General features: G+C 45.9%; 18 protein-coding genes. 12 read left to right on the top strand and 6 right to left on the bottom strand.

Annotated features, from left to right (window positions below):
- Positions 1-14 precede the first annotated feature (14 nt).
- A complete protein-coding gene (locus tag OA79_RS09750; RefSeq protein ID WP_063333047.1) occupies positions 15-617 on the top strand; it encodes a nitroreductase family protein in 603 nt (200 codons plus the stop codon).
- A 258-nt stretch (positions 618-875) separates the two neighbouring features.
- Here the strand turns inward: OA79_RS09750 and OA79_RS09745 are convergent, their stop codons facing one another.
- Both OA79_RS09745 and OA79_RS09740 read right to left on the bottom strand, forming a co-directional pair.
- On the bottom strand, positions 876-2,756 hold the full coding sequence (locus OA79_RS09745; RefSeq protein ID WP_063333046.1) for an alpha/beta hydrolase domain-containing protein: 1,881 nt from the start codon (positions 2,754-2,756) through the stop codon (positions 876-878).
- Positions 2,757-3,002: 246 nt separating this feature from the next.
- Positions 3,003-4,676 carry a methyl-accepting chemotaxis protein gene (locus OA79_RS09740; protein ID WP_063333045.1) on the bottom strand — a complete coding sequence of 558 codons (1,674 nt, stop codon included), beginning with the start codon at positions 4,674-4,676 and terminating at the stop codon, positions 3,003-3,005.
- A gap of 612 nt (positions 4,677-5,288) precedes the next feature.
- Between OA79_RS09740 and OA79_RS09735 the strand changes: the two genes are divergently transcribed.
- On the top strand, positions 5,289-6,542 hold the full coding sequence (locus tag OA79_RS09735; protein WP_063333044.1) for a GGDEF domain-containing protein: 1,254 nt from the start codon (positions 5,289-5,291) through the stop codon (positions 6,540-6,542).
- A gap of 124 nt (positions 6,543-6,666) precedes the next feature.
- On the opposite strand, the gene OA79_RS09730 is transcribed toward OA79_RS09735, so the two are convergent.
- The 3 genes from OA79_RS09730 to apbC are packed head-to-tail and all read right to left on the bottom strand — an operon-like array spanning position 6,667 to position 9,404.
- Positions 6,667-7,698, bottom strand: coding sequence for a CobW family GTP-binding protein (locus OA79_RS09730; RefSeq protein WP_063333043.1), 1,032 nt, complete (start codon positions 7,696-7,698; stop codon positions 6,667-6,669).
- Positions 7,699-7,721: 23 nt separating this feature from the next.
- A complete protein-coding gene (gene dcd, locus OA79_RS09725; protein WP_063333042.1) occupies positions 7,722-8,312 on the bottom strand; it encodes a dCTP deaminase in 591 nt (196 codons plus the stop codon).
- A gap of 9 nt (positions 8,313-8,321) precedes the next feature.
- Positions 8,322-9,404 (bottom strand): iron-sulfur cluster carrier protein ApbC, encoded by a 1,083-nt coding sequence (gene apbC, locus OA79_RS09720; RefSeq protein ID WP_063333041.1) that lies wholly within the window; start codon positions 9,402-9,404, stop codon positions 8,322-8,324.
- Positions 9,405-9,628: 224 nt separating this feature from the next.
- Between apbC and metG the strand changes: the two genes are divergently transcribed.
- From metG to OA79_RS09670, 10 genes are all read left to right on the top strand, one after another.
- Positions 9,629-11,683 carry a methionine--tRNA ligase gene (gene metG / locus OA79_RS09715; protein ID WP_063333040.1) on the top strand — a complete coding sequence of 685 codons (2,055 nt, stop codon included), beginning with the start codon at positions 9,629-9,631 and terminating at the stop codon, positions 11,681-11,683.
- A gap of 243 nt (positions 11,684-11,926) precedes the next feature.
- Entirely contained in the window at positions 11,927-12,508 is a 582-nt protein-coding gene (gene rsxA / locus OA79_RS09710; RefSeq protein WP_063333039.1) for an electron transport complex subunit RsxA, read from the top strand.
- A 10-nt stretch (positions 12,509-12,518) separates the two neighbouring features.
- Positions 12,519-13,115 (top strand): electron transport complex subunit RsxB, encoded by a 597-nt coding sequence (gene rsxB / locus OA79_RS09705; protein ID WP_063333038.1) that lies wholly within the window; start codon positions 12,519-12,521, stop codon positions 13,113-13,115.
- Positions 13,115-16,243 (top strand): electron transport complex subunit RsxC, encoded by a 3,129-nt coding sequence (rsxC, locus tag OA79_RS09700; protein ID WP_063333037.1) that lies wholly within the window; start codon positions 13,115-13,117, stop codon positions 16,241-16,243. The genes rsxB and rsxC overlap by 1 nt, the downstream gene beginning before the upstream one ends.
- Positions 16,244-17,302: an electron transport complex subunit RsxD gene (gene rsxD, locus OA79_RS09695; RefSeq protein WP_063333036.1), complete on the top strand. Its 1,059-nt coding sequence runs from the start codon at positions 16,244-16,246 to the stop codon at positions 17,300-17,302.
- On the top strand, positions 17,302-17,919 hold the full coding sequence (rsxG, locus tag OA79_RS09690) for an electron transport complex subunit RsxG (RefSeq protein WP_063333035.1): 618 nt from the start codon (positions 17,302-17,304) through the stop codon (positions 17,917-17,919). Before rsxD ends, rsxG begins: the two co-directional genes overlap by 1 nt.
- Positions 17,920-17,928: 9 nt before the next feature.
- Positions 17,929-18,723 carry an electron transport complex subunit E gene (locus tag OA79_RS09685; RefSeq protein ID WP_231908850.1) on the top strand — a complete coding sequence of 265 codons (795 nt, stop codon included), beginning with the start codon at positions 17,929-17,931 and terminating at the stop codon, positions 18,721-18,723.
- Between the two features lie 12 nt (positions 18,724-18,735).
- Complete coding sequence (nth, locus tag OA79_RS09680) at positions 18,736-19,371, top strand: endonuclease III (protein ID WP_063333034.1); 636 nt, start codon at positions 18,736-18,738, stop codon at positions 19,369-19,371.
- A gap of 150 nt (positions 19,372-19,521) precedes the next feature.
- The gene (locus tag OA79_RS09675; RefSeq protein ID WP_063333033.1) at positions 19,522-20,859 is read left to right on the top strand and encodes an aspartate aminotransferase family protein; all 1,338 of its coding nucleotides are present in this window, start codon (positions 19,522-19,524) and stop codon (positions 20,857-20,859) included.
- A 154-nt stretch (positions 20,860-21,013) separates the two neighbouring features.
- Positions 21,014-21,340: a hypothetical protein gene (locus tag OA79_RS09670; protein WP_063333032.1), complete on the top strand. Its 327-nt coding sequence runs from the start codon at positions 21,014-21,016 to the stop codon at positions 21,338-21,340.
- A 119-nt stretch (positions 21,341-21,459) separates the two neighbouring features.
- Here OA79_RS09670 and OA79_RS09665 read toward each other — a convergent pair whose 3' ends face one another.
- Positions 21,460-22,401: a nucleoside hydrolase gene (locus tag OA79_RS09665; RefSeq protein ID WP_063333031.1), complete on the bottom strand. Its 942-nt coding sequence runs from the start codon at positions 22,399-22,401 to the stop codon at positions 21,460-21,462.
- Positions 22,402-22,415 lie beyond the last annotated feature (14 nt).

Below are 22,415 nucleotides of genomic sequence, written 5' to 3'. Positions count from 1 at the left end.
CATAGGAGTAAATCATGAGTGTATTCAATCTAATCGAGAAAAGACGTTCAATTAAACAGTTTGATCCCGACCATAAAATGTCGGACCAAGCGTTTCATAAACTCATCAATGCCGCGATACTGGCCCCTACCTCGTTCAATATTCAACATTGGCGTTTTGTGCGCGTGGTCGATGAACAACAGCGACAAAAAATCCAACATGCCGCCTGGAACCAAGAACAAATCAGCGCCGCGTCGGAACTCGTCATCATAGTCGCGAATACCCAAGCTTGGTCCGACAACCCGAGAAGATACTGGAAGAATGCCCCGAATGAGGCGCAAGACATGCTAGTGTCCATGCTGGAAAACTTCTACCAAGGCAAGACATGGCTACAAAGAGATGAAGCCATTCGCTCTGGCGCTATGGCTGGGCAAAATCTCATGTTGGCCGCAGAAGAAATGGGCTACAACACCAGCCCTATGATCGGCATCGAATTCGACAAGGTCGCTGACCTCATCAAATTACCAAAAGACCATGTCATCGTCATGATGCTGGCCATCGGCAAAGGCACCAAACCCGCACAACCCCGTGGCGGACAACTTCCTGTGGATGAACTGGTGTTTGAAAACACATTTTAGCGGTTTTTTAAAAGCATGAAATAATCGGGGCAGCATCAGCAGAATAACGTTACTGATCTGCCCCGTAACCATTTTTACCAATTGATATGAATTAAACAGTCTCCCTACGCCATCACTCAAAAACGTATTATTTTTTAAAAATACCAATGAAAAAAAGGATACTTAATGAATAAGCAACAGTGGTGTCAGACGTTATACTCACCTGACACCTAATAGACTTATTAAGGAAGAGGGTTAGTAGACTTATTCGCACCGTCTTTAAAGGTTTTCAAAGTCTTTTTTCGCTTGTTGAACCACAAAGTCCACATCACCCGGCAACATAAAACCGTGATCGACTAGGTTTTTCACCTTCGCTTTCACCACTTTTACATAGCCTTCCACATCGCCATAGCGTTCAGATATCGAGGGACGTGTATCGGCCTCTATCGCACCTTTTTCTTTTGCAAAGGCAATAAAAGAGCCATTCAAACCACAAAGATTACCTTTGGCATAACCTTCATTGCGCAAGTTCCACCCCCAATAAGTCCCTAAGGGCGCAGCGACACGGGGCACTTTTACGCCTCCCATGGCAATACCATCTGCATCAAGCTGTGGCACAAGTACAGGGTAGGCTTTACCGGCAACAGGAGGGATAACGCTGTGATCCATTACTTTAAGCACATTATAAACCGGCATGTAGCTGTCATCAGGTAGATGCAGTTCAGACAAGGCAACAAGGCTGCCATCGCGAGTATTTGGATACTGGCTAGCAGGAGGCTGAGTACCATCCGCGATCCAGCCTTGCATTGCGCTTGTTAACGCCCGCATTACCGGTGCGGCACTGATAGGGTTCGTTGGGTACTGGCATACCGCCTTACTTTTACTCACCGCCCCCCAAACATTAAAGTGCGGAGCACCAGCCAAGAAGTACCAACGAACCTCGTCCGGAACCTTAATCTCAGTGCCGTCTGGCGCAGTAGACATTAGGGCCGCCCTGGCTTGCCAAAACTCTGTCGAGGTATCCGTTTGCATGATTTTAGGGCAGGTATTACTGGTACGGCATGCTTGTAAAATACCATCAGTACGACCCGTCAAAGGATCGGTTGACAAGGCATAGCCAAAGGGAAATTGGTCACCTTGCACATCATGGTCTTCATGTTGGCGAGAGTAACGACCTACTTTAGCAAAACGATAGTTCGTATAAGTCTTACGGGACCCTGCAATATGAGTAATCACCCCATCAAATACCTTAGTAAGGGACTCATCGGCATTGAAGCCTTGGTAGATGAAATCACGCAAAAAACGCCCCGATTGAGAAAGACCAAGACCAATGCTGTTATCGATCTTTTTCAATGGCGACGCCACGTCATGGCCCTTAGAACCGCGTAAGAAACTCACCACATCCGCCGTGGCGGTAAAAGCCAGTCCAGCAGGTACGGCGTTTTTCGCCCTATAGATGAATTCATAAATGACGCCGTTATCAAACCCCTTAGGACGAGTAATCTCGATTTGCGTAGGTGACAGGTATTTAAAAGATAAACCGGACACAGTGGAACGCGGGTCATCTGCGTTTTGGCGCACGCTCAGTGTCGCGTTTTTGCTGTCCATATCCATCGCCGGATAGGTCAAGTTGGCGGTCATAACCTGATCGGCTTTATCAAATATAAATTCTTCCCGTGAAAGACCAGTAACAGAAGGCAACACGGGGACATTCAGCTTGAGTTTATTCTCGGGTAAATCGGTTTGCCAACCGCTCCAGACAAGGGTGTAGCCGTTGTCCATCAAAAAACCATCACCCGCATCCTTCACCGTTTCAGGCATACCAAGGCTGCTTGCCCTGTTTAATAAAGCAAGCGATAAATTTCTTCCGCGGTTTAACACTTCATAAAATAAAGTACCGTTCGCTTTTTCCGCATCGATAGGACGTAGAATTGACACCTTAGTTGAGTAATGAACGAGTCCGTCTTTGCCTACCGGAGCATACTCCAGATCAACAATTTTTTTGCCCCGTGTGGAATTAGGGTCAATCGCCAGCTCAGCGATCGCATCAATACGTTCATAGGCACCGACATCCCCAAAGCGAGTGCCCTCAAAAACAGGGCGAATGGTGTTGGTAACAGTAAAATTCGTGACTTTTGCCTGCGTCACAAGAGGAGACATTGTTAAAGCAATCCCGAATGCGGTACATAACCATTTCCTAGTTTTACACATAGTATTCCATCCTTTTTATTACTAGATCCCTACGTAGCGCTATTAAATAAAGCCACTCGGACATGAAAGTATCTTGGGGTTTTATAAGGGGTGAGCCTAAGAACAGTGATTTATTTTCATAAATAACTGTTCGTTGTGACTCAGAACAGCAGAATCCCCTCCGTACAAAGACGCTCTTACAGAGGGGAATAATTATTAGACTTTAAATTTGCTCGTTATATTTTCAATAAGCTGAGATTGTTTCTCCAGACCAGACATTTGCTCAGACGCTTTTTCTGCGCCAGAACTGATGTTATCAGCCTGTACCACAATGCCATTGATGTTCTCTGCAATCTCATCGGCCACCGCTGACTGTTCTGTTGCGGCGGTCGCAACCTGAATATTCAACAGCGTCAGCCCCTCAATGGATTCAGTGCTACTACTGATGAGTGCACGAATATTTGACATAGCCTCAAGCACTTTGTTGCGTTGCACGCCAGAACGCTCCATGTCGCTTACCGTGTTCGCAGCGCTGGCTTGCAGCTTCTCCAAAATACCACTGATTTCAACAGTACTCTCTTGGCTGCGCTGAGCAAGCGTTCTCACTTCATCGGCAACAACAGCAAAGCCTCGACCTTGCTCCCCAGCTCGTGCGGCTTCAATAGCGGCGTTCAGTGCCAGTAGATTGGTTTGTTCAGAGATACTTTGAATCACGCTTAATGCAGAATTAATATCTTCTACATTTTGTCCTAATTCATTAATAGACTTCTCAACATCCGTCATCAATATATTGAGGTTCTCAAGTTGCTCATTTGATGTTTCCACCTGATTAAGGACATCTTTGGTTTGTGAATTAGCAGACTCAGCAGATGAGCGAGTAACCTCCGCATTATTAGCGATATCACTGGCAGTAGAGGACATTTCATCTATTGCGGCAGCAACCTGTAAAGCACCATCTTTTTGAGTATTAACAGACTCGACCAAGAGTAACTGATGCTCTGAGGACGTTTTTGCAATCTGATTTAACTCTTGAGTTGTCGCTTTTAAATGTGTGATATCAGAGTTAAGAGAAGCAAGGAAGCGATTAAAGTTTTTCGATATCTCATCAATTAAATCGATATAGCTATAAGGTAGCGCTACCGTCAAATCGCCGTTACCATTCGCAAGGTCGGCGACAGAAAGACGCAGCGTATTAAGCGACCGATATAGTATTGACACAGCGAAAGACACCAACAGAATAATAAGCAGCATAACAACAATAGTGATCACTGCATTTTGAAGCAGTATCGAGTTTTTAGAACCATTAATCTCTGCTGTTATCGTATCAACTATTTTTTGTGTCTCATCTAGATAAATACCCGCATTAATCATTAAATCCCATTCAGGGATATATAAGGAATAAGCGTATTTTAGTGACGGCTCTTCAGCACCGGGTTTGAGGTGAAAATATTCGACAAAATGCGTACCATTTTTTGCGGCTTTAACCAGCTCTTTGAAAAAAAATGTTCCTTTAGCATCGGTGCGATCAAGAATATTGGATCCTACTATTTTTTTACTTACGCCATGTTGAAGCATGGTGCCGTCAGAGGTAAAAGAAAATATATAGCCTTGACCATCATTAAATTTTATCGAATTTAAAATCGCTAACGCTTCAGGCAGACCTTCTTTGTTAGGCTTCTTTGCATAGGGTTCGACAATTGTTCTCACCGACTCCATCACAGCCATCAAGCCTTTCTTCTCCACGTCCAAAACCGAATGAGAAATGGTTTGTGTGGTTTTTTCTTGAACAACTTGAATCGCAGTTAGCATTTCGATAGCCGATAACACACCCGCTAGAAGCAATGGCAATAAGGTAAGCATGTATATTTGAAACTTTAAAGACCGTAACATAGATCATCCTTTCTGGTTTAAACGATTAAAAGTATTTACTATTACTAAAACATCAGCTTAAGATGCTATCAGCATTACAAAATGTAATACTGTGTGATTATGCGATTTCTCCATAAATATTACTATGATTTTGCATGAATAGAGCACGTTTATTCACAACATCAGCCTATTCTTGAGCGACTCCTAAACCTTAGAAACATACGATCAAGCCGAGCAAGGCGCCTTAACTTTCCCAAAAGCCCAATATAAGCAGCCATACGGCTGTTTCATCACTTTTATACCATTAAACAAGATGATTGAACCTTATTTTATAATGTTTAAACGGATTCCCTACTCGTATCATCTGGTCGACTGGAAACTGGACCTCCCAGACGTTATTAGACGACTACATAGCCTTCACATGCTCTTAGTCCCTATCCAAATAAGAATTATCAACTACACTCAGTAACAATGGCTTCATGAAAACGTGAAGAGTATCAGTGGACATATAAGGCATTCTCTAAATCAAATATTGGTCAGGAAGGCAATCAGAACTACAAACTACACCGTTCAGGACACTTTTTTAAAGCCTTTACCAAATAATAAAAGCATGGATATAGCTGAGGAGGATTTATGTTTTGGACGGATTATAAGGTATCTCATCTCCCCCCTTTAATGACTCAAAAGTGGGATGACATTCACACTCCCACTCAGCTCATTCGCAGCATGTTTATCTTACTATCTCTCTTGGCCAGTGCCATTTTGATTTTTTCTACTCTGACCATTTACTGGGTGTCAAAAGCCTACATTCTTGATCGGGCTGAAGCCGAAGCCATCAGCATCAGTCAATCCTTTACCAACAGCTACCATGAATTATTATTAGCCAATGAAAATGCCATGATTGATCTCAGCAACATTCCTGAAGACTCATTAGACATCGCCTTTCGCCAGACGTTAGAGCCATTCCATATGATTAAGGTAAAGGTCTTTACTCCCGAGAAAACCATTGCCTACAGCACAGATAAAAAGCTTATCGGTACTCTGAATATTGGCAATGATTCCCTTGAAAAAGCGCTAACGGGTGTACCTGTTTCTAAAATGTATTACAAAGACAGTGAGATGGATTTAGCTTTTGAGAAACAGTTTAATATTGATGTAGTATCGACTTACACAGCCATTTACAATCAATCAGGGCAGATCGCTGGGGCCATTGAAATTTATCAAAATGTCACTCGCTTCCGCGATGATATGAACACCGCCATGCTCACCGGCACACTCATTGTCCTTGCCAACCTATTGATCATTTTTTTCATTGCTTACCGCTTAATGAAACTGCCTCTGTCTGCCTTGAAAATAGCCCATAACAAATTACAAAGTATGGCAACCAAAGACGGTTTAACACAGATAAATAACCGTACTCAGACCTTATCTTTTTTTGATAAAGAAATTGACCGTTTAAATCAGTTTGGTGGCAAGCTCAGCGTTATTTTAATGGACTTAGATAAGTTTAAATTAATCAATGATACCTATGGTCACCCCGCGGGTGATGAAGTACTCAAACAGTCCGCAAAAGCCATTCGAGCAAGCCTTAGACAAGGAGATTGTGTCGGTCGCTATGGTGGCGAAGAATTTATCGTAATATTACCGCACGCAAATGAAAAGCAAGCCTTCGATGTGGCTGAACGAATCCGTACCGCCATCCAAAATCTTAAAATAGTTTACGATGACAAAACCATTTCGGTTTCAATCAGTGCAGGTATAACGGAAGTGTTCACAACAGAAGAAGACCCAGATGACTTTATTAAACAAGCGGATCATGCTCTATATGACGCCAAAGCAAAAGGTCGAAATTGCTGTATCAGATCTTCCCAGTTACAAGATGATTAGTTTAATCTTTCTTAACTTTTTTCCTTGTATAAACCATAAAACAGGGAAAAGTTAGAACCGTTCATCTTAAAAATGTGAAAAAGAGACAATCAGACGTAATGCAAAAAGCCTAGGGCATGACAAACTAAAACAACGCCTTTTCTATCAGACCTTTTACTTCAGCAAGCTGATGTTCATCATCGACAAGACACTCAATTTTGGATTGCAGAACACTGTCTTGCGTGGCGAAATCCAGCTCCGTTTGGGTGATGTTGCACTCAATGGCGCTCTCGGTATTAAGGTTGAGTCGGCCTTTGAGTCGCCAAAAACCTTTGTGCTGTTTGAGTTGTTGTACGAGGTCTTCTAAAGCAGATTGTTGAAATAAAATGTCTCCGGCAATCACCCAACCAATGCTACAAAGTGTTTGATCGCGCTTTTCAAAGACGGTGATCTTGTCATGCTGACGCGGAATGGCCTCTTGATCATGATGGTGATGGTGATGGTGATGTGAATGGTCATGATGGTGTGAATGATCATGATGGTGTGAATGGTCATGGAGTGACACAATCGTCGCTTCTCTCTTCGAATAATCAAGCCAAGATAAAGCGATATCGCCATGATAAGAAAAAGCGTATTTTTTCGGGTCTTTGAGTTGTGCGACAAAAGCTAGAAATTGATCTTGCTGGGCTTCCGAGTATTGGTCGGCCTTTGACGCAATCAGCACATCAGCTTGATCGATCTGGTCAAAGAACGCTGGATGACCAAGGTATCTTGGATCTTGTAAATTACGAACGTCCAGCAAGCACACAGACGCTTTGACATCCAGCACATCATGGTAGTGTTCGGCTTGCAATTGCGCCATGATTTGCGCGGGGTGACCAATGCCAGTGGGCTCAATGAGTATGCGGTCTGGATTGACCTGCTTGATCAGTGCATTCAAGCCTGTACTGAACGCCGCCGAGGTCACACAACATAAACAACCGCCTGGTACTTCTTTGATGCTAGCACCACTGTCTGCCAGTAACGCACCATCTATGCCCACTTCACCAAACTCATTGACCAATACCGCCCAGTGTTCACCCGCAGGTACCTTACTGAGAAGCTGGCGAATGAGGGTCGTTTTACCAGATCCTAAAAATCCGGTAATGATGTTCACTGGAATATTATGATACGTCATGGTGTTTACTAAAAAATTCGTCTCTATTGAGATTTATCGCCACTGATGCGACTACCGACGGCGGATTTTTGATCCTTATATTTGGCGTTATCGCGCTTGTTATAAGGGCGTTCTGCTGGACCAGACAAGGTTTCAAAGTTAATCGCCCCTATGGTCATTCCTGGGCTTAGAGCAATGGGTAATTTCCCCCCATTAAGGAATTCCAAAACGATGCCACCACTCCAACCGGGATCAATACGGTGAGCCGTTACGTGCACCATGAGCCCCAAACGAGCCAGAGAAGAACGGCCGTCTAACCAACCGACCAAGTCGTCAGGAATCGTGACCGACTCTTTGGTCACACCCAATACCAGTTCTCCAGGGTGAATAAAGAAAGGTTTGCCATCATCGACTAGGATCTCATCACTCATCACAGATTCGATGACTTTACTCAGATCGTCTTTGGAACTGCTCAGGTCAAGATAAGGCGCTGGGTGACCTTGAAACACTCGAAATGAGTTGCCCAAACGTAAGTCCACCGACACACCGCTGATCACGCTGTTGTCTGGGCGTGGCTCAATCACGATGTTGCCTTGGTCTAGGGCTTTAATTATATCTCGGTCACACAAACGCATGTTACTTCCTCAATCGTCGCTCATGCCAATGGTTGGCATCACAAATTGCTGTTCTTGTAGGCGGGCAAGAGTAGCACCCAACTGACGAGCAATCGACTGATAAATGCCCGTCACCTCACTATCGGGGGAATTTACCACAATCGGCCTCCCTAAATCACTCTGTTCACGAATCGACAAACTCAACGGCAACTTACCCAAGACATTGACGCCGTATTCTTTTGCTAAGCTGGCACCACCCTCATCACCAAAGATGGCTTCATGATGGCCACAGTTAGAACAAATGTGCGTTGACATGTTTTCTACCACGCCCAATACCGGAATCTTCACTTTATTAAACATCTCTATGCCACGACGAGCGTCCAACAGCGCAATGTCTTGCGGTGTGGTAACGATCACAGATCCAGCAACCGGCACTTTTTGCGATAACGTCAATTGAATGTCGCCAGTACCTGGTGGCATATCAACAAACAAATAATCCAAGTCATCCCAATCGGTTTGCGTGAGAATTTGCATCAAAGCCCCAGTAACCATAGGACCACGCCACGCTACTGGCGTATCTTTGGTCATCAAAAAGGCCATCGACATGACTTGCACACCATGAGCGCTCGGCGGAATAAAGAACTTTTCATCGCGCACTTGTGGTCGAGTACCATCGGCAAAACCCAGCATCATACCTTGGCTTGGGCCGTAAATATCCGCATCCAGAATCCCCACGCGCGCGCCTTCACGTGCCATGGCCAAGGCCAAGTTCACCGTAGTGGTCGATTTACCAACCCCACCTTTACCCGACGCCACGGCAATCACATTTTTCACCCCATTAAGGCCAGGTAAATTCCCCTGTGTAGCGTATTGGCTGATTTCGTGTTCAATCTCTAACGTCAGTTCCCGAGTATCGTTTAGCGCTGTTTGAACAATTTGCTCTAGTTGCGCCTGCTGTTGCTGCGCTGGGTAAGGTAAAGTAATACGCAAATGTAAACGGGCGTCATCACCGGTCAATTGCCAGACATCACCATAGGCTTGTTGGGTATTGGGATCGATCAGTTCAGCCAAAATGGTCTGCTGTTGAGCATGCAGTTCGTCTAAGGTGGGCATGTAGGCTCCTAATTAACAAGCGGCGCGAATAAATGGATATGATGATGCCAATGTGGGGGCAAATCGTGGAAAAGCAAGGCTTAGACTTGCACTGAATAAGTGGCGTCTTATAATGTCGCCTTTCAACATGCTATCCCTTATTTAGACTGAGACTCTTTTTCGTCGTCCACCTCTAAATTCTGATAGAATATTCGACCTTTTTTAATCCAGTAGGCTTATCAAAAATGGCACAAACGCAACGCAAAATACTCGTCACCAGCGCCCTTCCTTATGCAAATGGATCTATCCATTTAGGACACATGCTGGAACACATCCAAACAGACATCTGGGTGCGTTTTCAGAAAATGCGTGGGCACGTGTGTACTGCGGTTTGTGCCGATGACGCCCATGGCACCGCCATTATGATTAAAGCGGAGCAAAATGGCATCACCTCTGAAGAGTTGATCGAAGGCGTGCGCCAAGAGCACATGAAAGACTTCAATGATTTCTTGATTGGTTACGATAACTACCACTCAACTCACTCAGAAGAAAACCGTGACATTTCTACCAGCATCTATAAAGCGCTGCGTGATAACGGCAAAATCTCAGTACGTTCCATCGTGCAAGCTTACGATCCAGAAAAAGAAATGTTCCTAGCAGATCGCTTTATCAAAGGCACATGCCCTAAGTGTAAAGCGGAAGACCAATACGGCGACAACTGTGAAGTGTGTTCCGCCACTTACACGCCAATGGAAATGATCAACCCACGCTCAGTGTATTCTGGTGCGACACCCATTGAAAAAGAGTCCGAGCATTACTTCTTTAAATTACCCGATTTCCAAGACTTCTTAGCGAAATGGACTCGCAGTGGCACCTTACAAGACCAAGTGGCGAACAAACTGGCCGAGTGGTTGGATTCCGGTTTACAAGAATGGGACATCAGCCGTGACGCACCTTATTTTGGCTTTGAAATTCCAGACGCTCCTGGCAAATATTTCTACGTATGGCTAGATGCTCCGATCGGTTACATGGCGAGTTTTCAGAATCTGTGTGATCGCACGGAAGGGCTAAACTTCGAGGATTACTGGGCAAAAGACTCAGACGCCGAGCTTTACCACTTCATCGGTAAAGACATCATCAACTTCCATGCTTTGTTCTGGCCTGCGATGTTAGATTGCGCCGGTTACCGCACCCCCACGAAAGTAAATGCCCACGGCTATGTCACGGTAAACGGCACCAAGATGTCTAAGTCACGCGGCACTTTTATTAAGGCGCGTACTTACTTAAACCATTTAGACCCACAATACTTACGCTACTACTTTGCCGCTAAGCTTAACGCCAGCGTCGACGACATTGATTTAAATCTAGAAGATTTCATCCAACGAGTGAATTCTGACGTAGTAGGTAAAGTGGTTAATATTGCCAGCCGTACCGCCAGCTTTATTACTAAGAAGTTTGATGGTCAGTTGGCTACTGAGGTCAGCGAAAACGACATGATTCAATCTTTCATTGATGCTGGTGATGTGATTGCCGAGCATTTTGAAAGCCGTGAATACGGTAAAGCCGTTCGTGAAATCATGCGTTTGGCTGACGTGGCGAATACTTACATTGCCGATCAAGCGCCTTGGGTTTTGGCAAAAGAAGAAGCCACACTGCCTAAAGTTCAAGAAGTCTGTACTGTCGCCTTGAATCTATTCAGTGTGTTAGCAACTTACTTGAAACCGGTTATGCCAAACATGGTGGCCGATGCCGAAGCCTTCTTGAATAAAGCGCTAACGTGGGACAACCGTTCAGAATTATTGTTCGGCCATACCATCAATAAATTCAAGCCTCTAATGGGTCGTATTGAGCAAAAACAGATTGATGACATGATTGAAGAAGGCAAGGTGGAAGCCGCAGCCGAAGCTGCGTCGAAAGCACCTTCCGTGACAAACGTTCAACAAGAAACAGAATTGAGCAAAGAACCTCTCGAAGCAGAAATCAATTTTGATGATTTCGCGAAAGTGGACTTGCGCATTGCATTAATTGCTAAAGCAGAGCATGTAGAAAAAGCCAACAAGCTTTTGAAACTGACCCTTGATATTGGTGGTGAAACACGCACTGTCTTCTCTGGTATTAAGTCAGCTTATAAGCCAGAAGATTTAGAAGGCAAATATACGGTCATGGTTGCTAACCTTGCACCACGCAAGATGAAGTTTGGCTTATCAGAAGGCATGGTATTAGCAGCAGGCCCTGGTGGTGAAGAAATTTACCTACTGGAACCACATGCTGGCGCCAAACCTGGTCAACGCGTCATGTAGCCACCATCTGCTATTGTTTAACCTAGATGAGAAAGATTCTTAATAGGTTAAACAATAGCATTGTAATAGATACATAAATCCAGCTTATATAATCGAAACTTATTATCTATATACTAAATCAGACTATATATACTGGATTTTTAGCTTTGTTAGTTATAAGCAGATTGGTATAGTTACGCTCGCAGGAAGTGCTCGGGCAAGCACTATTAGTTTCGATGAATTTACCCTTTTTTTGGACGTGAGATGACTGAATATCTGTTGATACTAGTCAGCACCATTTTGGTGAACAATTTTGTCTTGGTACAGTTTTTAGGACTCTGCCCTTTCATGGGTGTGTCTGGAAAATTAGAGACATCTATTGGTATGGCGATGGCCACCACCTTTGTACTGACTCTTTCCAGTCTGTGCAGCTATCTCACTTTTACCTACATATTGCAGCCATTTGGTCTGGAATATCTGCAAACTATTTCCTTCATATTAGTGATTGCTGTCGTGGTGCAATTTACTGAAATGGTGGTACATAAAACCAGTCCTTTGTTGTACCGCGTGCTGGGGATTTTCCTACCCTTGATAACAACCAACTGTGCTGTACTGGGTGTGGCGCTGCAAAACATCAGCAAACAAAACGACTTTGTTGAATCCATTTTATATGGCTTCGGTGCCGCGGTCGGCTTCTCATTTGTCTTGGTGTTGTTTGCCGCCATGCGCGAACGCATCAATGTGGCCGACGTACCTGTGGTGTTTAAAGGGTCGGCAATCGGCATGATCACGGCAGGTTTAATGGCCTTGGCTTTCATGGGCTTCACCGCCTTGGTACAGATTTAGGAGCCAAACCATGACAACTGTATTATTGGCCATCGGCATCCTAGTGTTATTAGCCTTAGTCTTTGGCGGCATTTTAGGTTATGCCAATGTGCGCTTCCATGTGGAAGGCGATCCGATCGTTGATCAAATCGATGCTTTGCTTCCCCAAACTCAGTGTGGCCAATGTGGTCACCCAGGCTGTCGACCTTATGCCGAAGCCATCTCCAACGGCGAAGCCATTAATCACTGCCCACCAGGCGGTCAAGCAACGATTCAAGCCCTAGCCGATTTACTCGATGTAGAAGCCATACCGTTAGACGGTGATCACGGTACCGAAAGTGCCAAACGCGTCGCAGTGATCCGTGAGGATGAATGCATTGGCTGTACCAAATGCATCCAAGCTTGTCCTGTAGATGCGATTCTAGGGGCCGCAAAACAAATGCACACCGTCATTTCTGATGAATGTACCGGTTGCGACCTATGTGTTGAGCCTTGCCCAGTGGATTGTATTGATATGGTAGAAGTGGGCGTTAACACCAAAACCTGGTCTTGGGATAAACCGCAAGGCGTTACCAGCACCTCGTTGAATATTATTGCGACAGATCGTCAGACGGAGGCCGCACACTAATGCAGGCGTTTGATATTTTCTCTTTTCATGGCGGCATTCACCCACCAGAAAATAAGGCACAGTCACTGCAACTGCCTTTAGGTCGTCCAGGTCTGCCAAACGAATTAATCTTGCCACTGGGCCAACACATTGGTCAGAGTTCACGACCTCTGGTAAAAGCCGGTGACAAGGTGTTAAAAGGTCAAACCCTGGCCATTAACAATGGCTTTCTAAGTAGTTTTTTACACGCTCCGACTTCTGGCACCATTACCGCAATTGAAGAACGCTTGATCGCTCATCCGTCTGGTTTGAGCGACCTGTGTGTCATTCTGCAACCAGACGGTTTGGAAGAATGGCAAGCCCTCGAACCTTTGGTCGATTGGCAAACCAAAAACCGCACCGATGTGTTGGCATATTTATCAGAAATGGGCATTGTCGGCATGGGCGGCGCAGGCTTTCCTACGCAAGTAAAACTGCAAGGTGCCAACAAATCCCCTTTGACTCACTTCATCATCAATGCCGCAGAATGTGAACCTTACATCACGGCAGATGATATGCTGATCCGTGAAAAAACACTGGAATTGATTCTTGGCATAGAAGTATTACAACACCTAGTCAACGCCAGCCAAGTGGTGATAGGCATTGAAGACAACAAACCAACCGCGATTAAGTTACTAAACGACTTACTGGATGAGCGTAACAGCACCATCAAAGTGGCGGTGGTACCAACCAAGTACCCGTCAGGCGGTGAAAAACAGCTGATTCAACTGCTTACCGGCAAAGAAGTACCCAGCGGCCAACACCCAGCGGACATCGGTATTTTGTGTCAAAACGTCGGCACCTGTGTCGCCGTTCACGATGCGGTTTATTTGGGCAAACCCCTAATTTCTCGTTTTACCACATTAACGGGCGATGCCTTAAATGCACCACAAAACGTGGAAGTGTTATTGGGCACACCTGTGTCTCACCTATTGGCCTACGCAGAATCCCAAGACAATAGACTACATCGCCTTGTGATGGGCGGCCCTATGATGGGCTTTACTCTAGATTCCCCTCAAGTACCTGTGGTGAAGACCAGCAACTGTATTCTGGCCGCGACCAAAGAAGAATTGCCGCCGCCAGCCCCAGAACAAGCCTGCATCCGCTGTGGCATGTGTGAACAGGCCTGCCCTGTCAGCTTGTTACCACAGCAATTGCTTTGGTTCAGCAAAAGCCAAGAACACGAAAAAGCCGAACATCACAATTTGTTTGATTGCATCGAATGTGGTGCTTGTTCTTATGTCTGCCCAAGCAGCATCCCCTTAGTACAGTATTATCGTCATTCTAAGAGCAGCATTCGTGAAGCTCGTGAATCAGCCGTAAAAGCCGACCTTGCTAAGCAACGCTTTGAAGCACGTAAAGCACGTCAAGACGCAGAAGCGGCTGAGAAAGAAGCCAAACGTCTAGCACGTCAAAAACCGGCACCAACTAAGGACGCCAGCAAAGTCGCACCAAAAGCGGCTGCCAGTGCGGCACCTGCGACAAACGACGAAGCCAAAAAGCTCAAAGTGGATCTGGCCATTGCCAAAACCAAATTGAAGAAGCTGGAAAAGCAATTACTCAGCGCGCAAGAAAACGAGCATGTTGAAGAGATCAACAACTTACAACTGCAAGTGACAGACCAAGCGAACCAAGTGAAAGACTTGGAAGCACAAATGGCCAAGGTTGCACCGGCTGCACCGGTGGCGAAACCAACACCAGCAGCGCAAGACAGTGCCAGCGATGAATTGAAAAAAGCCAAAGTGGATCTTGCTCTGGTCGGCGTGAAGCTGAAAAAAGCTCAAAAGCAACTGGACGAAACACCAGACGATGCGGACTTGAAACAAAAAGTCGCGGATTTACAAGCGCAACAACAAGCCGCTCAAGCCAAATTGGATCAAGCGGGGGCAGCCACACAAGTCGCCGCTAAGTCGGCTCCAAAGCCTGCAGCCAATGATGAACTCAAAAAGGCCAAAGTGGACCTGGCTCTGGCGGGTGTAAAACTGAAAAAAGCCCAAAAGCAATTGGCTGAAGCGCCTGAAGACGCTGAATTGAAGCAAAAGGTGGCCGATTTAGAAGCACTGCAAAAAGCAGCTCAGACCAAATTGGATCAAGCACAGGCCAGCGATAATGTGACCGCCAAACCTGCCAGTGGTGAAGCTGCAGCGAACGGCGACGAGCTGAAAAAACTCAAAATTGACGCCGCCATTGCCAAAGCAGCCGTGAAGAAAGTGGAAAAAGCTCTGAAGAAAGCGGAAGAGCTACAAGCACCAGAGCTTGACACATTGCGTCAGCAATTCAAAGACGCTCAGCAAAGAGCCTCTGAATTGGAACATGCCCTAGCCAACCCGAATGCACAGCCTAAAACAACCGTGGCCTCAAAACCTACGCAAAACAGTGTCGGCACAGCAGACGAAGATAAAAAGCGCAAAGTGGACCTTGCCATTGCCAAAGCCGGTATCAAGAAAGCCGAAAAGAACCTTGCCCTATTAAAAGAACAAGGTAAGAGCGAAGCCGACATCCAAGCTTCTGAGTGGCCACAGAAATTGCTCGATGCTCAGCAAAAACTGGCGCAATTAGAAACCGCAACACCGGCAGCGGAAACAGCCTCTGCTAAGAAAACATCAACGGCGGCTCAAGCACAGCCAGCGGCTCCAACGAACGCAGACGATGACAAAAAGCGCAAGATTGACCTCGCCATTGCCAAAGCCGGTATCAAGAAAGCGGAAAAGAACCTTGCTCTATTAAAAGAGCAAGGTAAGAGCGACGAAGCAATCCAAGCGTCCGAGTGGCCACAAAAATTGCTTGAAGCTCAGCAGAAACTGGCACAATTAGAATCGACCGAAGCGCCACAGTCGAATCCGGCCAAAGCCAAACCATCGACAATCGAAGCATCGACAAGCGAACCAGCAAATGACGACGCGCCTCAAGCCAGTTTGGCAGAACAAATTAAGCAACAAAAAATAGCCGTTGCTTTAGCCAAAGCACAAGCCAACAAACTGGCGAAAAAGCTTGGCGTGGAACCGGACAATGCGGAGCAAGTTCAAATAGAAATCGCTCAACTTAAAGACAAGCAAGCGCAAGCGGAACATTTGCTTGAGCAACTGATGAAACAGCAAGAGAGTCAATAAATGGCATTATTGAGAATATCGTCTCCCCATGCGCAACGTGCAGGCCATCGCACTTCTTGGGTGATGCAAATGGTCATCTTGGCAACCGTGCCAGGCATCCTAGTGCAGACTTGGTTGTTCGGTTTTGGCACCCTGATCAACATTATCATTGCTTGTTTAACAGCACTTGCCAGTGAAGCACTCATTCTGTTGATTCGTAAACGCTCAGTAGCCTTCTTTCTAAAAGACTACAGTGCCTTATTAACGGCGGTATTGCTGGGCATTGCCCTTCCCCCCGTGGTGCCTTGGTGGGTCACGGTTACTGCGGTTGGTTTTGCTATTATTTTCGCCAAACAATTGTACGGCGGTTTGGGCAACAACCCATTCAATCCCGCCATGGTGGGTTACGCTATTGTACTGGTGTCCTTTCCGGTGCCCATGAGCCAATGGCTAGGTCACACCAGCCTTACGACTTCAGGGGAAACCCTGTCTTTGTTACAGAGCCTGCAAGCCATTTTCCATCATTTGCCCAGCATTGATGGCTATACCATGGCAACACCATTAGACGGTTTTAAGCACAAAGATTTACTCGACAGTGAAGCCGCGTTTAATACTCTTCCAGCCTTACAAGCGGCCAGTGTCAATGCTTGGCTGTGGATCAACCTTGCTTACCTCGCAGGGGGTTTAGGGCTACTTTGGTTACGCATCATTACTTGGCACACACCGGTGGCTTTCTTAGCCGGTTTGTTGGCTCTGTCTGGCGTATTTTATGTTATTGATCCAAGCCATTTTGCTTCCCCAGCGTTTCATTTAGCAACGGGGGCGGCCATGTTTGGTGCCTTCTTTATTGCCACCGACCCTGTGTCTTCTTGTACCAGTAATCGTGGTAAGCTGATCTATGGTTTGGGCATTGGCATTCTCATTTACATTATTCGTACTTGGGGTGGTTACCCTGATGGTGTGGCATTTGGTGTACTCTTGATGAACTTTGCTGCGCCGCTAATTGATTACTACACACAACCACGCAGTTATGGTCATAGCAAAGCCAAAAAAGGCCTAAAAGTTGGGGAGGACAAGTAATGGAAATACTCTCTTCGATTCGACGCAACAGTCTTGGCTTAGGCATATACGCTGTCTTAACCGCAGGTTTGATCGCCGTGACCCATCAACTGACCGATCACACCATTAAGGACAATATTCTTGAAGCGCAGATCTCTGCCTTTAATGACATTTTACCTGCTGATTTGTATGACAACGATCTCACCAAGGACACCGCCACTTTGCCGGTTGATCCTCTGTTAGGCAGCGAAACTGGCACTAAGATTCATATTGCCCGTAAAGACGGTGAGGTCACTGGCATCATCTTCGAAACGACCGCCACTCGTGGTTACAATGGTAATTTGGATATGCTGGTAGCGATTAACCGTGATGGCGTCGTCACCGGTAGCCGTGTCATCAGTCACAAAGAAACACCTGGCCTAGGCGATAAGGTGGATTTGAAAAAATCCGATTGGATCCTTAGCTTTGCCAATAAGTCGTTAAACAATCCAGAGTTATCCGGTTGGGCAGTGAAGAAAGACGGTGGTGACTTTGACCAGTTTACTGGCGCGACCATTACACCGAGAGCCGTGGTTCGGGCTGTCAAAAACACCCTTTTGTACTTTGATCAAAACAAGGACGCGCTGCTGGCGCGTTAGTGAATGACGATGAAAATGAGCGCAGAAACCGCCGTCGCTGACGACGTACAAGACCCTAATTTAACAAGCACAGACTCAGCTGAGACAAAACCCTCAGCCAATTATGCTGAGATCATCTACAACGGCATTTGGAAGAACAACCCGGCCTTAGTGCAATTGCTTGGCTTGTGTCCCATGTTGGCGGTGACCAGTACCGTTGTTAATGCGTTAGGACTTGGCCTCGCCACACTGGTCGTATTGGTCGGTTCTAACATCGCGGTATCCATTATCCGTAACTATGTTTCTGAAGCGGTGCGTTTGCCTGCTTTTGTGATGATCATTGCGTCTTTCACCACCTCCATCGAACTCATCATGCAAGCTTATACGTATGAGCTGTACCAGATTCTCGGCATATTTATCCCCCTGATTGTGACCAACTGTGCCATTCTAGGTCGTGCTGACGCCTTTGCCAGCCGTAACCCTATTTTGCCATCGGCTATTGACGGCTTAATGATGGGCTTGGGCTTCATGGTGATTCTGGTGGCCTTGGGTGCCATGCGTGAATTGATTGGTCAAGGCACACTTTTCTCTGACATGCATTTGTTATTTGGTGACATGGCGCTGCACTGGAAACTCACCGTTTTCCAAAATTACCCGAATGTCTTATTTGCCATTTTACCACCTGGTGCTTTTATCGGATTAGGCTTACTGATTGCAGGCAAGAACTACTTTGATGAAAAAGAGAAAGAGCGCATTGCTGCTGCGAAAGCCAAAGCCGGTCCTGCAGAGTCCAAACGTGTGCGTGTGACTGGGCAAACAGGTTAAGGTTGCTCACAAATGAATAAAGCCAAACGTCATGAGATCTTTTCTCGATTACGAGCAGAAAACCCTAATCCAGTGACCGAACTGGAATACCATTCACCGTTTGAGTTATTGATTGCGGTTTTGCTTTCAGCGCAAGCAACAGACGTGAGTGTCAATAAAGCCACGCGCAAACTTTTTCCCGTCGCCAACACACCTGAAAGCATGCTGGCTTTAGGTGTGGAGGGATTAAAAGAGTACATAAAAACCATTGGCCTTTTTAATGCCAAAGCCGAAAATGCCATTAAAACCTGCAAAATTTTGGTCGAACAACACAATAGCCGAGTGCCTGAAACCCGTGAAGCCCTTGAAGCACTACCAGGGGTTGGACGCAAAACGGCAAATGTAGTGTTGAACACCGCCTTTCGACAGATTGCCATGGCCGTGGACACCCACATCTTCCGTTTCAGTAATCGCACCAAAGTGGCTCCTGGAAAAAACGTCTTAGAAGTAGAAATGAAACTCCTAAAATTCGTACCAAAAGAATTTCTATTGGATGCTCACCACTGGATGATTCTTCATGGTCGCTACATTTGCGTCGCTCGCAAGCCAAAATGTGGCGCTTGCATCATTGAAGATTTGTGTGAATTCAAAGAAAAAACATCCGATTAAATCTCACCTTTACTTGTCACCTGCATTCAATTAACTAAAAGCATTTAGTTAAATAAACGCTAAACTAAATTTAACTAACCTGAGATTTATCTAACCTTTCCTTCAAGGCATGCTCATTATTATGTTTTTACCCATGATAATGAGGATGCTATGAGCCACATCGCTAAAACCAACCTAACTCAAGCTCAACTTGATGCCCATTGGATGGCCTACACAGGCAACCGTCAATTTAAGAAAGATCCTCGTATTATCACAGCGGCATCAGGCCACTATTACACAGATGCGGATGGCCGCCAGATCTTTGACGGCTTATCAGGGCTTTGGACCTGCGGTCTAGGACACAGCGTCCCCGCCATCAATGAAGCCGTAGCCAAGCAAGTCAAAACACTCGATTACTCCCCAGCCTTTCAATTTGGTCACGAAAAGTCTTTCCAACTGGCAGAGAAAATCACTGAGTTCATGCCAGCTGGTTTAAACCGTGTATTCTTTACAGGCTCAGGTTCTGAATCCGTGGATACAGCACTCAAAGTAGCGCGAGCCTATTGGCGCAAAAAAGGCATGGGCACTAAGACAAAGTTCATTGGTCGCGCTAAAGGTTATCATGGTGCGGGCATTTCTGGTTTCAGCGTCGGTGGCATTCCAGCGAACCGAATTTTATACGGACAAGGCTTAGAATCGTACCATTTACCCCATACTCAAGTACCAGGCACTGAGTTCAGCAAAGGCATGGCAGACACAGGCAAAGAACGAGCAGAAGAGCTGCTAAACATGATTGCCATGCACGATGCCTCTAACATCGCCGCCGTCATTGTTGAGCCTATGTCGGGCTCAGCGGGCGTGATCGTACCACCAAAAGGCTACTTACAACGCTTGCGGGAAATTTGCGACCAGCACAACATCCTGTTGATCTTTGATGAAGTCATCACCGCATTTGGCCGTATGGGAGCGCAATCTGGCTCCGAAGCGTTTGGTGTCACGCCTGACATCATAACCATGGCAAAACAAGTAACCAACGGTGTTATTCCAATGGGTGCGGCAGTATTTAAACAGGAAATTTACGATACCTTTATGGACACAGGTGGCGCGGAGTATATGCTGGAAATTCCTCATGGCTATACTTATTCATCCCACCCTATTGCTTGTGCGGCAGGTTTAGCGTCTTTAGAAACCATTCGTTCTCAAGGACTGATTGAGCGAGTTCATCAAATGAGTCCAACATGGGAAAATCACGTTCATTCCTTAAAAGGTGCAAGTGATGCCATTACGGACATTCGTAACTATGGCTTTGCCGCTGGCATTACCTTAGCCGCCGCTGACGGAGAACCTGCGAAACGCCCTTTCCAAATTGCCATGTCCATGTGGGATAAAGGCTATTATGTACGTTATGGCGGTGACACCATTCAATTGGCGCCACCGTTCACAACGGAGGAATCTGAAATGAGTAGCCTCATTGACGCGCTAGGGGAAAGTATCAAGAAATTCGGCTAAATACGCTAAAATCAGCACCAAAAATCAATAGATTGAATTTCGCCCCCTTCTTTCAATCTATTGATTTTCCTTCCTTCCTTCCCCAAAAAACATGCACTATACTGTTACCAATAACGTCACAGGCGACACCTCATAGATAGGAAAGGATTGACCCATGTCTATTACCCAATCACCTTATGTCCGCTGCTTTTGGACAGGCTCTTTGTATCTTACCAATGGCAAGGTTATGCCAATTCACTGCACCCACATCTCAACCAAGATGATTGAAGTGGAAGCACCAACTGGGCTAGAAGGTTCCAAAATGGTCAAGTTGGAACTGAAAGCCATGCACGAAGGAGAGCGCAAACTGATTAAGGTTTTGTGTGACCCAGACCTCGACATTTTCAACGAGCACAACAAGCATTACATTAAACTCAAATACCACACCATTTCAGACAAAGATGTGGCCTTTATTAAAGACTTTGTTGAAGCGCACGAGTAACACACCAAACAGCGCTTATTATTCCTTCATAGAAAACCCATTAAAAAAACCACAAAGACCAACGCCTTTGTGGTTTGTTCAACGTCTTAACAGAACGCTAATTAGCGCCATTGTTTCCGTTAAGATAATGTCGTTTCAAAGAGTTTCAGCAGCTTGTCACTGTCCACTTCCATGCACACCTGTGTCATTGGCACGTCTGTCCAATGTGGCTCAGGGAAAGTCATCCCTTCCGGCGCAAAGATAGTTTGACCAATACCAATGCCTTCACATGCAACACGCACTGCACCAAGTTCTACACCAAAGATGCTTGGGTCCATAAGATAAGCAATGGTTGACGCATCATGGAAGTAACAGCCATCCATATCAAATCGGCTGCTGTAGAAATTGATGTAATGCTGCGCACAATCGAACAAGAAACCACCTTCAGTTGGGTTAGCTTCACGAATACGCTCAAGTACACCGTTGTCTAGCAAGACTTGGTGAGTAACATCCAAACCTATCATGGTCACTTGCCAAGGCGCGGTAAAGACGTTATCAGCCGCATGTGGATCATTCATAATGTTCGCCTCAGCAACAGGAGAAACGTTACCGTATTCGATCGCAGTACCGCCCATCAACACTACTTCATCTACTAGGTTGGCTACCTCTGGATCTAGCTCTAACGCTTTCGCTAGATTCCCTAACGGGCCAAGCGCCACAATAGTGACTTCACCTGGATTAGCGCGAACGGCATCAACAATAAACTGCGCGGCACTTTGCTCAACAGCCTGACCTTTTGGCGCAGGCCAATCGATATTACCAAACCCATCTGAACCATGAACGAAATCTGGGTGTGGTCGTGGGGCGATGACACTCGGTACCGCAACCCCTTTAGCAACAGGCACATCAACCTTGGCGATTTCCGTTAAGGTGATGGCATTTTGAGTCGCCAAATCCACCGACACATTACCAAAGGTTGTGGTCAGACCAAGTACCTCTAATTGTGGCGCTTGGAAAGCAAAGAAAATCGCCATAGCATCATCAATGCCTGGATCCGTATCAATAATAATTTTACGAGCCATATCGCCTGTTCCTC

It is taken from the genome of Marinomonas sp. TW1 (assembly GCF_001625355.1).
GTDB lineage: Bacteria > Pseudomonadota > Gammaproteobacteria > Pseudomonadales > Marinomonadaceae > Marinomonas.
The sequence above is the reverse complement of the archived record's forward strand: the minus strand, read 5'-3'. Positions and strand labels throughout refer to the sequence as shown.

Bases quoted from the DNA above. Each gene is read 5' to 3' on its own strand.
- rsxA (WP_063333039.1), top strand. From the start codon at position 11,927: ATGACTGAATATCTGTTGATACTAGTCAGCACCATTTTGGTGAACAAT.
- OA79_RS09740 (WP_063333045.1), bottom strand. From the start codon at position 4,676: ATGTTACGGTCTTTAAAGTTTCAAATATACATGCTTACCTTATTGCCA.
- rsxC (WP_063333037.1), top strand. From the start codon at position 13,115: ATGCAGGCGTTTGATATTTTCTCTTTTCATGGCGGCATTCACCCACCA.
- OA79_RS09730 (WP_063333043.1), bottom strand. From the start codon at position 7,698: ATGACGTATCATAATATTCCAGTGAACATCATTACCGGATTTTTAGGA.
- rsxG (WP_063333035.1), top strand. From the start codon at position 17,302: ATGGAAATACTCTCTTCGATTCGACGCAACAGTCTTGGCTTAGGCATA.
- apbC (WP_063333041.1), bottom strand. From the start codon at position 9,404: ATGCCCACCTTAGACGAACTGCATGCTCAACAGCAGACCATTTTGGCT.
- rsxB (WP_063333038.1), top strand. From the start codon at position 12,519: ATGACAACTGTATTATTGGCCATCGGCATCCTAGTGTTATTAGCCTTA.
- OA79_RS09685 (WP_231908850.1), top strand. From the start codon at position 17,929: ATGAAAATGAGCGCAGAAACCGCCGTCGCTGACGACGTACAAGACCCT.
- metG (WP_063333040.1), top strand. From the start codon at position 9,629: ATGGCACAAACGCAACGCAAAATACTCGTCACCAGCGCCCTTCCTTAT.
- OA79_RS09750 (WP_063333047.1), top strand. From the start codon at position 15: ATGAGTGTATTCAATCTAATCGAGAAAAGACGTTCAATTAAACAGTTT.
- OA79_RS09675 (WP_063333033.1), top strand. From the start codon at position 19,522: ATGAGCCACATCGCTAAAACCAACCTAACTCAAGCTCAACTTGATGCC.
- OA79_RS09745 (WP_063333046.1), bottom strand. From the start codon at position 2,756: ATGTCTCCTCTTGTGACGCAGGCAAAAGTCACGAATTTTACTGTTACC.
- OA79_RS09735 (WP_063333044.1), top strand. From the start codon at position 5,289: ATGTTTTGGACGGATTATAAGGTATCTCATCTCCCCCCTTTAATGACT.
- OA79_RS09670 (WP_063333032.1), top strand. From the start codon at position 21,014: ATGTCTATTACCCAATCACCTTATGTCCGCTGCTTTTGGACAGGCTCT.
- rsxD (WP_063333036.1), top strand. From the start codon at position 16,244: ATGGCATTATTGAGAATATCGTCTCCCCATGCGCAACGTGCAGGCCAT.
- dcd (WP_063333042.1), bottom strand. From the start codon at position 8,312: ATGCGTTTGTGTGACCGAGATATAATTAAAGCCCTAGACCAAGGCAAC.
- OA79_RS09665 (WP_063333031.1), bottom strand. From the start codon at position 22,401: ATGGCTCGTAAAATTATTATTGATACGGATCCAGGCATTGATGATGCT.
- nth (WP_063333034.1), top strand. From the start codon at position 18,736: ATGAATAAAGCCAAACGTCATGAGATCTTTTCTCGATTACGAGCAGAA.